At 67.4% G+C, this 11,920-nt stretch carries 10 protein-coding genes; 6 read left to right on the plus strand and 4 right to left on the minus strand.

Going from position 1 to position 11,920, the window contains the following annotated elements:
* Nucleotides 1–16: 16 nt before the first annotated feature.
* Complete coding sequence (locus AC3A6X_RS17125; protein WP_487843315.1) at nucleotides 17–1,057, minus strand: SPFH domain-containing protein; 1,041 nt, start codon at nucleotides 1,055–1,057, stop codon at nucleotides 17–19.
* A 163-nt stretch (nucleotides 1,058–1,220) separates the two neighbouring features.
* On the opposite strand from AC3A6X_RS17125, the gene AC3A6X_RS17130 reads away from it, so the two are divergent.
* The 3 genes from AC3A6X_RS17130 (at nucleotide 1,221) to AC3A6X_RS17140 (ending at nucleotide 4,637) form a co-directional block, all read left to right on the plus strand.
* The gene (locus tag AC3A6X_RS17130; RefSeq protein WP_487843316.1) at nucleotides 1,221–3,560 is read left to right on the plus strand and encodes an NADP-dependent malic enzyme; all 2,340 of its coding nucleotides are present in this window, start codon (nucleotides 1,221–1,223) and stop codon (nucleotides 3,558–3,560) included.
* Between the two features lie 181 nt (nucleotides 3,561–3,741).
* A complete protein-coding gene (locus tag AC3A6X_RS17135) occupies nucleotides 3,742–4,155 on the plus strand; it encodes a guanyl-specific ribonuclease (RefSeq protein WP_487843317.1) in 414 nt (137 codons plus the stop codon).
* 47 nt (nucleotides 4,156–4,202) lie between these two features.
* Nucleotides 4,203–4,637, plus strand: coding sequence for a barstar family protein (locus AC3A6X_RS17140; protein WP_162577690.1), 435 nt, complete (start codon nucleotides 4,203–4,205; stop codon nucleotides 4,635–4,637).
* Nucleotides 4,638–4,875: 238 nt separating this feature from the next.
* On the opposite strand, the gene rsmA is transcribed toward AC3A6X_RS17140, so the two are convergent.
* The 3 genes from rsmA to AC3A6X_RS17155 are packed head-to-tail and all read right to left on the minus strand — an operon-like array spanning nucleotide 4,876 to nucleotide 9,489.
* Nucleotides 4,876–5,652 carry a 16S rRNA (adenine(1518)-N(6)/adenine(1519)-N(6))-dimethyltransferase RsmA gene (gene rsmA, locus AC3A6X_RS17145; RefSeq protein ID WP_487843318.1) on the minus strand — a complete coding sequence of 259 codons (777 nt, stop codon included), beginning with the start codon at nucleotides 5,650–5,652 and terminating at the stop codon, nucleotides 4,876–4,878.
* A 25-nt stretch (nucleotides 5,653–5,677) separates the two neighbouring features.
* Nucleotides 5,678–7,087 (minus strand): peptidylprolyl isomerase, encoded by a 1,410-nt coding sequence (locus AC3A6X_RS17150; RefSeq protein WP_487843319.1) that lies wholly within the window; start codon nucleotides 7,085–7,087, stop codon nucleotides 5,678–5,680.
* An 11-nt stretch (nucleotides 7,088–7,098) separates the two neighbouring features.
* Nucleotides 7,099–9,489, minus strand: a complete 2,391-nt coding sequence (locus AC3A6X_RS17155) for an LPS-assembly protein LptD (protein WP_487843320.1) — start codon at nucleotides 9,487–9,489, stop codon at nucleotides 7,099–7,101.
* Between the two features lie 89 nt (nucleotides 9,490–9,578).
* On the opposite strand from AC3A6X_RS17155, the gene AC3A6X_RS17160 reads away from it, so the two are divergent.
* From AC3A6X_RS17160 to AC3A6X_RS17170, 3 genes are read left to right on the plus strand one after another with little or no spacing between them, the layout of a single operon-like run.
* Nucleotides 9,579–10,673 carry an aminoglycoside phosphotransferase family protein gene (locus AC3A6X_RS17160; RefSeq protein ID WP_487843321.1) on the plus strand — a complete coding sequence of 365 codons (1,095 nt, stop codon included), beginning with the start codon at nucleotides 9,579–9,581 and terminating at the stop codon, nucleotides 10,671–10,673.
* Nucleotides 10,670–11,404 (plus strand): 16S rRNA (uracil(1498)-N(3))-methyltransferase, encoded by a 735-nt coding sequence (locus AC3A6X_RS17165; RefSeq protein ID WP_487843322.1) that lies wholly within the window; start codon nucleotides 10,670–10,672, stop codon nucleotides 11,402–11,404. The genes AC3A6X_RS17160 and AC3A6X_RS17165 overlap by 4 nt, the downstream gene beginning before the upstream one ends.
* A gap of 58 nt (nucleotides 11,405–11,462) precedes the next feature.
* Entirely contained in the window at nucleotides 11,463–11,915 is a 453-nt protein-coding gene (locus tag AC3A6X_RS17170) for a YidB family protein (protein ID WP_487843323.1), read from the plus strand.
* Nucleotides 11,916–11,920 lie beyond the last annotated feature (5 nt).

The raw sequence follows: 11,920 nt of genomic DNA on the forward strand, positions 1-11,920 counted from the left end.
CCGCAGCGGAACGGGCTCAGACCAGCTTCTTCAGCAGTTCCGCCTTCTTGGCGTCGAATTCTTCCTGGGTGAGGATGCCCTTGGTCTTGAGCTCGCCGAGCCTCTCGAGGGTGGTCATCACGTCCGCCGGATTGACCACGGCGACGACGGGTTGCTGTTGCGCCGTCGCGGGGTTGTTCGGATTGAGCCCCTGCTGCAGGTTCTGCGCCAGCACCTGGCCCAGCGCGACGCCGGCGCCCAGGCCCATCGCATCGCCAGCGATGCCGCTGCCCTGGCCGGCGCCCTCGGCGAATTTGGGAATTGCCTGCGCCGTCTGGTACTGCATGAACTTGCCCATGTCCTGGCCGACCATGCCCATTCCGATCTTCTGGTCGAGGATCTTCTGCAGCTCTTCGGGCAGGGAAACGTTCTGGACCGTGATGGCCTCGAGCTGGATGCCGATCTTGGCGAACTCGGGCACCAGCTGCGCCGCCAGCGCCTGCGCGAACTGGATCTGGTTGGCCGCCAGGTCGAGAAAGGGCACGCCGCTGGAAGCGATGGCGTTGCTGATGTTCTGCAGCACCAGGCCGCGCAGCTGGCCGTCGAGGTCGGCCACGCTGTAGATGTCGCGCGTGCCCGAGATTTCGGTGTGGAAGAGCTTGGCGTCGCCGATGCGGAAGCTGTAGTTGCCGAAGGCGCGCAGGCGCACGGCGCCGAAGTCCTTGTCGCGGATCGTGATCGGCTGGGGCGTTCCCCATTTCTGGTCGACCTGCTGGCGGGTGCTGAAGAAGTAGACGTCGCTCTTGAACGGGGACTCGAAGAGCTTGTCCCAGTTCTTGAGATAGGTGAGCACCGGCAGCGTCTGCGTGGTGAGCTTGTACATGCCCGGGCCGAACACGTCGGCCACCTGGCCCTCGTTGACGAAAACCGCCACCTGCGACTCGCGCACCGTGAGCGAGGCGCCGTTCTGGATTTCCATCTCGGCCATCGGGAAGCGCCAGGCCAGCGTCCCATCTCCAGTTTCGGTCCACTGGATGATGTCGATGAACTGCTTCTTGATGAAATCCATCAGCGCCATGGTCGGTCCTCGTCCGGTTTTTCTGAGCGGGCATATTGCCACAACGGCTCGACGCTTCGGGCCTTTTTGGCCGCACCGGCGGCGCGGCAAGGCCGGTGTTCCGCGAATCGCGAGGTCTACAATCGGCGCCCCTCACAAGAAGCGTTGCACGGAGCCAAGGCACATGTCCGATCTGACCTCCCCGATCCCCACGCCTGAAGACAAGCGCGCCGAACTGCGCAAGGCGGCCCTCGAATACCACGAGTTCCCTGTTCCGGGCAAGGTCGCGATCGCGGCGACGAAGCAGATGCTGAACCAGCGCGACCTGGCGCTGGCCTACTCGCCCGGCGTGGCGGCGCCTTGCGAGGAGATCGTCAAGGATCCGGTCAACGCCTTCAAGTACACCGCGCGCGGCAACCTGGTGGCGGTGATCACCAACGGCACCGCGGTGCTGGGCCTGGGCGACATCGGGCCGCTCGCCTCCAAGCCGGTGATGGAAGGCAAGGGCGTGCTGTTCAAGAAGTTCGCGGGCGTCGACGTCTTCGATATCGAGATCGACGAGAAGGACCCGGCCAGGCTGGTCGACGTCATCGCGGCGCTGGAGCCGACCTTCGGCGCCATCAACCTCGAGGACATCAAGGCGCCCGATTGCTTCTACGTGGAGCGCGAGCTGCGCAAGCGCATGAAGATCCCGGTCTTCCACGACGACCAGCACGGCACCGCGATCACGGTGGCGGCCGCCATGCTCAACGGCCTCAAGGTGGTGGGCAAGGACATCGCGCAGATCAAGCTGGTCACCTCCGGCGCCGGCGCCGCGGCGCTGGCCTGCCTCAACTTGCTGCTCAAGGTCGGCCTGAAGCGCGAGAACGTGTTCGTGACCGACCTGGCCGGCGTGGTCTATGAAGGCCGTACCGAGCTGATGGACGACGACAAGCGCCAATACATGCAGAAGACGTCGGCGCGCTCGCTGGCCGAGGTGATCGAGGGCGCCGACGTGTTCCTCGGCCTCTCCGCCGGCGGCGTGCTCAAGCCCGCCATGGTGGCCAAGATGGCGGCCAGGCCGGTGATCTTCGCGCTGGCCAATCCGAATCCGGAAATCACGCCCGAGGACGCGAAGGTCGTGCGCGACGACGTCGTCATGGCGACCGGCCGCACGGACTACCCGAACCAGGTCAACAACGTCCTGTGCTTCCCCTACATCTTCCGCGGCGCGCTCGACTGTGGCGCGACCACCATCACCGACGAGATGGAAGTCGCGGCGGTGCATGCCATCGCCGAGCTCGCGCAGGCGGAGCAAAGCGAGCGCGTGGCGGCGGCCTACGTCGGCGAGAAGCTCAGCTTCGGCCCCGAATACCTGATCCCGAAGCCCTTCGACCCGCGGCTCATGATGAAGATCGCGCCCGCAGTCGCCAAGGCGGCAGCCGAATGCGGCGTCGCGCTGCGGCCCATCGCCGACCTCGATGCCTACCGCGACAAGCTGCAAAGCTTCGTCTACGCATCGGGCACCACGATGAAGCCGATCTTCGACGCCGCCAGGCGCGCCCCGAAGAAGCGGGTGGCCTACAGCGAAGGCGAGGAAGAACGCGTGCTGCGCGCCGCACAGATCGTGGTCGACGAAGGCATCGCACGGCCCACGCTGATCGGCCGGCCGGCGATCATCGCCCAGCGCATCGAGAAGTTCGGCCTGCGGCTGAAGGAAGAGCTCGACTACGACGTCGTCAACACCGATTTCGACCACCGTTACCGCGATTTCTGGCAAACCTACCACCGCATGACCGAGCGCAAGGGCATCACGGTGCAGGTCGCCAAGATCGAGATGCGCCGCCGCCTCACGCTGATCGGCGCGATGCTGCTGCACAAGGGCGACGTCGACGGGCTGATCTGCGGAACCTGGGGCACCACGGCACTTCATCTGCGCTATATCGACCAGGTCATCGGCAAGCGCGCCGGCGGCTGCCCGAGCACCCCCCAGGACGTGCCGATCTACGCCTGCATGAACGGCCTGCTGCTGCCCGACCGGCAGGTGTTCCTGGTCGACACGCACGTCAACTACGACCCGACGCCCGAGGAACTGGCCGAGATCACGACCATGGCGGCCGAAGAGATGATGCGTTTCGGCATCAAGCCCAAGGCCGCGCTGCTGTCGCATTCGAATTTCGGAACCAGCGAACACCCGAGCGCGGTCAAGATGCGTCAGACGCTCGCGCTGCTGCGCGAACAGGCGCCGTGGCTGGAAGTCGACGGCGAGATGCACGGCGACGTCGCTTTGGACGGCAAGCAGCGCGCCGCGGTCATGCCGCACAGCGCCCTGGCCGGCAATGCCAATCTGCTGGTATTTCCGAACATCGATGCGGCCAACATTTCCTACAACCTGCTCAAGACGGCGGCCGGCGGCAACATCGCCATCGGTCCGGTCCTGCTCGGGGCTGCCAAACCGGTGCACATCCTCACGGCCAGTGCCACGGTACGCCGCATCGTCAATATGACGGCCCTCACCGTTGCCGACGCCAACGCCGAGCGTTAAGCCTTCGTGCGACAGCGGTCGCTAACTTCAGTTGAAGCGATGAGACCCTGGCGCCTGCTCAAAGATTGAGCAGGCGCTTGCGTTTTGTACGGCCCTAGGGCACACTTGCGGCCTTGAATTTGCGGGTTAACCCGGAGGTTGACCTGCGATTCGGCCCTCGCTCTTTTCCTTCTGGTGCCCCATGGCGGCTTACGCCTCGATCACGTCCCCGGTTTCCAAATTCGCGCTCACAGGCCTCCTGCTGGTGGCCCTCGGCGCCGGAGCTCAGGCCCGTGAATGGATCGGCACCCGCGCCGGACAGCCGGCACAGGAAACGATCGCGCTGGCCGAATTGCCGGTGCAGGGCCAGCGCACTTACGGAGCCATCTTGAAGGGTGGCCCCTTCCGATATGAAAAGGACGGCTCGGTGTTCGGCAATCGCGAACGCCTGTTGCCGCGAGAGCGCCGGGGCCATTACCGAGAGTACACGGTCGAAACACCCGGCTCGCGTGACCGTGGTGCACGGCGCATCGTCTGCGGGGGCGAGCGCACGACGCCCTCGGTGTGCTGGTACACGGCAGACCACTACGCGAGTTTCAGGCAGATCGTGCCATGAGCGATGAACTGGATTTGAGCGGCGCACCCAGGCGCCCTGAGGTAAAGATGACCACGACAACTATGGAAAGACCAGCGGAGATGACCCCCACCCTTCGGGGCGTGCGACCCAATATCGTGCAGTCGATTCGTGCGTTTCGCGTGAGCGATCTGCAAGAGGCGGCGCACGCAGCGGGCCAGCACTTCCTTTACGCCAACCTGGGCAACGCCCAGTCCAAGCAGGACGTGCTGGACCTGATCGCCCAGCAGTTCACCTTTCCGCAGCATTTCGGCAAGAACTTCGATGCGCTGTACGACTGCATGACCGACCCGTTGCATAAATCGGGCCCGCAGCCCGGTTTCGTCATCGTGCTCGAGCAGATCCCTGCCAACGCCAAGTTCGACAAGGAAGCGCGCGAGCAGCTGCTCGACATCTTCCGGGATGCCGCCGACTACTGGGGAGATCGGAAGATACCGTTCCGGTGCTTCTATTCTTTTCTGTAGCCCGTTCTGCATCCACCAGCCAAGCAGAACGGGCGAACGAGGCTAACGGTACCGAATCGGTGCCCGGTATCGAAGTCCAAGGCAATAGCGACCCGGCGGCAGAAAAGATGCCGACCGACAAACTGGTCGACGTGTCGCCCCTGGCGCTGCGCATGAGCAGTCCTTTCAACGCAGGCTACTGGCTCGCAGCCGCGTAGGCTTGCCCGAAGAAAGGCCCGTCTCTGACGGGCCTTTTTCTTTATGGGGCGATGGCTTGGGCGAGGGCGACGTACTCGGCCACGGGCACTTCTTCGGCGCGCCGCTGCGTGTCGAAATCGCCGGCGAAGCCATGCTGCTCCAGCCATTTGCCCAAGCTATGGCGCAGCAGTTTGCGGCGCTGGCTGAAGGCGACCTGGACGATCTCGCCCAGCCGGCTCGCGTCAACCGGCGGCGGCTCGGCCAGGGGCACCATGCGCACCACGGCACTGTCCACGCGCGGAGGCGGATCGAAGCTCTCGGGCGGCACGAACAGCACGTTCTCCATCGCGTAGCGCCACTGCAGCATCACGCTCAGGCGGCCGTAATCCGAGGTGGCCGGCTGCGCGGTCATGCGGTCGACGACTTCCTTTTGCAGCATGAAGTGCTGGTCGGCAACCAAGTGCGCGAAGTCCAGCAGGTGGAACAGGATCGGCGTCGAGATGTTGTAGGGCAAGTTGCCCACCACGCGCAGCAGCTGCGTGGCCGGAGGGACCGCCAGTCGCGCGGCCAGGGCGGCGAAATCCACCTTCAGGACGTCCGACTCGATCACCTCGAGCTGCCCATGCGCCCGCAACCGCTGCGCCAAGTCGCGGTCCAGCTCGATCACCGTCAGCCGGCCCAGGCGCTCGACCAGCGGCTGGGTCAGCGCCGCGAGGCCCGGGCCGATCTCGACCATCGCATCGCCGGGCCGCGGCGCGATCTCGCGCACGATCGCATCGATGATGCCGGCGTCGGACAGGAAATGCTGTCCGAAGCGCTTGCGGGCAATGTGCTTCACCGAGGGCCGCCGCGGCGCCTTGCCATCAGGACTGGGGTGCCTCGCGGTACTCGACGTAGGCGCGCGTGCGCAGTTCCTGCGCCCAGGTTTCGTAGGCTTCTTCCAGCTTCTTCTCTCGCAGCACGCCACGCGCAGCCTCGCGCTGCTCGGCCTGGCTCAGCTTGGCATCGCGCCGCGCGACCACCTGGATCAGGTGCACGCCGAAACGGGACACGACCGGGTCGCTGACTTGGCCGGGCGCCAGCCGGTTCATGGCTTCCTCGAACTCGGGCACGAACTGCCCGGGACGCGACCAGCCCAGGTCGCCGCCTTCCTTGGCGCTGCCGTCTTGCGAGTTGTCGCGGGCCAGCCCCGCGAAATCGGCCGTGCCCTTCTGGATGCGATCCTTGAACTCGGCCAGCTGCGCCACCGCCTGAGCGGTGGTGCGCTTCGCGTCGTTGCGCAGCAGGATATGGCGCACCTGGGTCTGGGTGACCACCGCGTCGGCCGAGCCCGGCTGGCTCTTGGCCAGCACCTTGAGCACATGAAAGCCGGCGCCCGAGCGGATCGGCCCGGCAATGCCGTTGACCGCCGTCGACTGCGTCGCCTCGACGAACAGGGAAGGGTAGCGGTCGGCGCTGCGCATGCCCAGCACGCCGCCGTTGGCGCGATCGGGCGAATCGGAAAATTCCTGCGCGAGCTTCGCGAAATCCTCGCCGGCGCGCGCCCGCTGGGCGACGCCCTGGGCGCGCTGCTGCAGCGTCGCGATCTGCGCCTCGGTGGCGTTCTCGGGCACCGCCACCAGCACCTGCGCGAGGTTGAGATTGGGCGCCACGGCGGCGTTGGCACCGTTGCGCTGCTCGCGCATGAACTGGTCGACCTCGACGTCGCTGATCTTCACCTTGGCCTCGATCTCGCGGTCCCGCAGCCGGGTGAGCAGGAGTTGGTCGCGCAGGTCGTTGCGGAAGGCCTGGGGCGAGATGCCCTCGGCCGCGACGCGGCTGCGCAGTTCGGTCAGGCTCATCTGGTTCTGCCGGGCCACGGTCTGCTCGGCCTGGTCGATGGCGAGCTCGTCGACCTTGATGCCGACCTCCTTGGCCGCCTGCAGCTGGGTGCGCTCGGCGATCAGCCGCTCCAGCACCAGGCGCGTGAGCTCCGCCCTCGGCACGCGCTGCGCCTCGGCGTTTTCTTTCATCAGGCGCTCGACCCGGGTCTGCACCTCGTTGTTGGTGATGGGCTCGGAATTGACGAGCGCCACGATGTATTCGGCCGATCGCTGGGCGGTCGGTGCCGCCGGCGCGGCGCGGGGTGCGGCAGGTGCTGGCGCGAGGCGCGGGCCGGCGCGCATGATGTCCGTGATGCCGACGCCGGGGCGGGAGCCCTGTCCCTGCGCACCGGCCGCCGCGGCCAGCGTTGCGAGGCACGCCAGGGTGAGGATGGAGCGGATGTGGTTCATGGCGGGAAGGCTCAGTCGTAGTTGGTGAAGCGGCTCGGTGCGGGGAAAGGTTGCCGCAGAGGCTGGTAGCGCTGGATGTTCTGGGTCAGGGTGCGCATGGGGCTCGATCCGATGGAGGCGAAACCGACGAATTCGATCTGGAACATGATGCGCGTGTTCGCGGTGGCTTGGCCAGTGGTCAGGCGTTCCAGGACCACGCGACCGATCCAGCAGCAGCCGTCGTACTCGAAGCCGAGCACGCCGTCGGTGAGCTTGCGGTCCTGCAGGCTGTAGTTGAGCCGGCCCACGGCGTACCAGCGCCCGCCGCCCTGGCCGCGGCCCGGGCCGAGGTCCTTGCCCTTGTCGCCCCACAGGTCGTTGACCGGCCACTGCCAGCTCACGTCCAGCGACTTGTTGCCGTCGTTGGAGGTGGGGGTCGTGTTCGCCTGGTACCGGTAGGCCGCCGAGATGTTGCGGTAGGGCCCGGGGTTGTAGCGGGCGCTCAGCGCCGTGCGGGTCGACTTGTGGTCGTCGGGGTTGTACTGGACGGTGCCGTCCACGCTCCATTGCGGCGTCCAGTTGATCTGGGCGCCGAGCAGCAGGTCGCTGACGCGGTCGGTCACCGCCGTGCCGCCCGGCAGCGTGACGCGCTGGTCCTTGAAGCGCAGCCGCTGCGCGATCCCGAAGCGGGCCGCCTCGGCGCCGCTCTCGGGATCGATCAGCCGCGAGGTCACGCCGGTGGTGAGCGTGTTGCTGTCGGAGATGCGGTCGTTGCCGGAGAAGGCGTTCTCGGTGTAGACGGTCGCGAAGTTGAAGTCGTTGGCGGCCGAGTCGTAGTTCGGCAGCAGGCTCTGGTTGCGGTAGGGCGTGTAGACGTAGAAGGCGCGCGGCTCCAGCGTCTGGCGGAAGTCGCGGCCGAAGAAATTGGCGTCGCGCTCGAAGATCATGCCGCTGTCGAGGCTGAAGGTCGGCACCGTGCGGCTGGCCGAGCTGGCGCCGTTGGACAGCGGCGCATCAAACTGGTAGCTGGTCGTGTGCAGCTGGATCTTGGGAATGACGAAGGTGCCGGGCGTGAGGAAGGGCCGGCTCAGCGAGGCCAGCGCGAACACCCGTTCGCCATCGGGCTGCTTCTGCAGCGACGGGTCCCCGCGAAAGCGGGAGTAGTCGGCGTTGAACGAGAAGTCGAAGCCGTTCCAGTCGTACTTGTTGTAGTTGGCAGTGATCTGCGGCAGCCGGTCGTAGGGCGGCACGATCGGCGACAGGTCGTACTGCAGCGTCTGGTACTTCAGCGTGCGCACGACGCCGTTCCAGTCGCCCTTGGTCCAGTTGAGCGAGGCATCGTTGGCCAGCAGACGCGTCGTCAGCGACGGCGTGCGCGTGAAGTCGCGCCAGTAGTCATCGTCGCTCACCCGGTTGAACCTGAGAGAGGCGGTCAGCGAGTCCAGGCCCAGGGGCTTGGGGTCGAAGGTCTGCGAGTGGTTCGTCCAGATGCCCCAGCGCTTGCGGTTGCGCAGGCTGTCGGTCGGCATGTAGTCGACGCGAACGTCGCCGCTGTAGCCCTTTTCGAGGTAGCGGAACTCGGTGCCGAAATTGACGCCACGCTTGCTCATCACCTCAGGGTAGAGGGTCGCGTCGCGATTCGGCGCGATGTTCCAGTAGTAGGGCGTGGTGATGTCGACGCCGTTGACGCTGCCGATGCCGATGGTCGGCGGCAGGAAGCCGCTCTTGCGGTCGTTGCTGAGCGGAAAACTCAGCGACGGAAAGGGCGGCGTGCTGATGCCCATGAAGCTCAGCCGTGCATCGGTGGCCACACCGACGTTCTCCTCGGTGTCGGTGGTCAGGGTCGCGGCGCTCAGCAGCCAGGCCGGCATCCAGCCGGGATAGTCCTCGCGCCGGCAGGTGGTGTAGGTACCCTGCCGGGCGATCGAGACGTTGCTGTCGACAAAGTCCACCCGCTCGGCGTCGCCCTGGCCGCCCGAGGCCAGGAAGCGGTAGCGCACCTTGTTGAAGAAGCCCTCGAAGGTCTCGAGCTTGAGCTCGAGTTGGGGGCCCTCGTAGACGTTGCCGGCCTGGTTCACGCGCACGTTGCCGCTCGCCTTGGCAAGGTCTTCGGGCTGGTAGTACTCGAGCCGGTCGGCGTGGATCACCGTGTCGCCGCGTCGCAGCGAGGCATTGCCTTCGATCACGGTTTCGAGGTCGGGCCGGCCGGAGATGCGGTCGCCATCGACGAAGCTCGGCAGCTCGCCGCGCTGCGTCTTCGGGATGGTCTCCAGCAGTTGCGGCGTGCGCTTGAGCGTGATCGGCGCGTCCAGGCCGGCGTCCTGTGCCGATGCGCCTTGGGCTTGCAGCAGCGCCAGCGTCAACAAGGCCAGCGGCAGAGGCGGTCGGCACCGGCGCCAGTCAGCTCGGGTCAGGTCAGGCATCGGTACGGAAAGAATTCTTCTGGGGGGAGCGCCGGTGGTCGGGGGTTGCGACAGGCCCGCGCCGGGCGGATTTGTAGAATTGATTATCCATGACAGCCTCCCCGCCCCCGGACAGCGGCGCCTCGACGCCTTCCCAACCGATCAGCTGGAGCGATCCGGAGCGTGCCCAGGCCTTCGCGCATTGGCTGGCCGCCATCGGACCGCGGCACCGGCTGCTGCCGGCCACCGTGCGGCCGGCCTCGGCCGACGCCAGCTTCCGCCGCTACTTCCGCATCGACACGGAGGACCCGGCCGGCACGCGCATCATGATGGATGCGCCCCCCGCCCAGGAGAACAGCGCCCCCTTCGTGCAGGTCGCCCGGCTGATGCGCGACGCCGGCCTGACCGCACCCCAGGTGCTCGAATGGGACCAGGCGCGAGGCTTCCTGCTGCTCGACGACCTCGGCCGCCAGACCATGCTCGAGGTGATCGACCCGGCTAACCCCGACGCTGCGCGTCCGCTCTATGCCCAGGCGATCGATGCCCTGATCCGGTGGCAACTCGCGTCCAGGCCGCAGGTGCTGCCACCCTACGACCGGGCGCTGCTCGAGCGCGAGCTGGCCCTGTTCCCCGACTGGTACGTGGCCCGGCACCGTGGCCTGGCCGTCGAAGGCCCGCTGCTGGAGCGCCTTCAACGCAGCTTCCGCCTGATCGTCGAGAACAACCTCGCAGCGCCGAGCGTCTACGTACACCGCGACTTCATGCCGCGCAACCTGATGATCACCGGCGGCCCGGCTCTGGGCGTGCTGGACTTCCAGGACGCGGTGCACGGCCCCATCACCTACGACATCGCCAGCCTGATGCGCGACGCCTTCCTGAGCTGGGACGAGGACTTCGTGCTCGACGTGACGGTGCGCTACTGGGAGCAGGCGCGCAAGGCCGGCCTGCCGGTGGACGAGGACTTCGGCGCCTTCTACCGTGCGGTCGAATGGATGGGCCTGCAGCGCCACCTGAAGGTGGCGGGCATCTTCGCGCGGCTGACGCTGCGCGATGGCAAGCCGAAGTACCTGGCCGACACGCCGCGCTTCATCGCCTACATCCGTGCGACCGCGGGCCGCTATCGCGAGCTGACGCCGCTGCTGCGCGCCATCGACGAGATCGAAGGCACGCAGCCGCAGAGCGGCTTCGCGTACGGGCGGATGTGAAGCCGCGCTTCCACTGCACCACGGCCCTCGCCGCGCACAGCGCGATGGCGCTCCCGCCCGGCGCCGCGCGCCACGTCCAGGTGCTGCGCATGCAGCCCGGCGACGCGCTCACGCTCTTCGACGGCAGCGGCGGCGAGTACGCCGCCACCGTCGAGCGCATGGGCCGCAGCGAGGTGACGGTGCAGGTCGGCGCGCACGCCGCGATCGAGCGCGAGGCGCCGCGCGCCGTGCACCTGGCGATCGGCATGCCGGCCAACGAGCGCATGGACTGGCTGGTCGAAAAGGCAACCGAGCTCGGCGTCGCCAGCATCCAGCCCCTGATGACCGCGCATGGCGTGCTGCGCCTGGCCGGCGAGCGCGCCGACAAGAAGCGCGCGCACTGGCAGGCGATCGCGATCGCCGCCTGCGAGCAGTGCGGCCGCAACCGGGCGCCGCTGGTCCACCCCGTGCGCGCGCTGGCGGGCTGGATCGACTCGCCGCCGATCGACGACGCCGAGCGCTTCGTGCTCAGCCTGGCCGATGGCGCGCACAGCCTGCGCGAGATCCGCGATGGCGCGCCGGCCACCGGCCTGCGCGGCGCCTGCGTGCTCAGCGGCCCCGAAGGCGGCCTGAGCGCCGCCGAGGAGGGCGACGCCATCGCGCGCGGCTTCGCGCCGCTCACGCTCGGCCCGCGCGTGCTGCGCGCCGAGACCGCGGCGCTGGCGGCGCTTGCATTGCTCGCGCACCCGTGACCAAATCCTCCGGCACCTTCTTCGTGCTCTTCCCCCTCATTCATTTCAGGAGCCCATCATGGGATTGCTCGATTCGGTACTCGGACAAGTGCTCGGCGGCGCGCAGCCGCAGCAACCCCAGGGCGGCGGCTTGGGCGGGCTGGGTGAGCTCGGCGGCCTCGCCGGCGCGCTCGGCGGCCTGCTCGCCAACAACAGCGAGGTGGGTGGCCTCGGCGGGCTGGTCTCCAAGTTCGAACAGGCCGGCATGGGCGACGTGATCGGCTCGTGGATCAGTCAGGGCGAAAACCAGCCGGTCACCGAAGGCCAGCTGCAGAACGCGCTGGGCAGCGACGTCGTCTCCGGCCTCGCGCAGAAGCTCGGCATCAACGCCGCCACGCTGCTGCCGATGCTGGCCACGCTGCTGCCGATGCTGATCGACAGGCTCACGCCCCGGGGCCAGGCGCCAGCCGAGGGCCTGGGCGACCAGGACGAGCTGCTGTCCTCGCTCAGCAGTCTGCTGCACAAGGGTTGAGCACC

It is taken from the genome of Variovorax sp. Soil_C_12 (assembly GCF_057657375.1).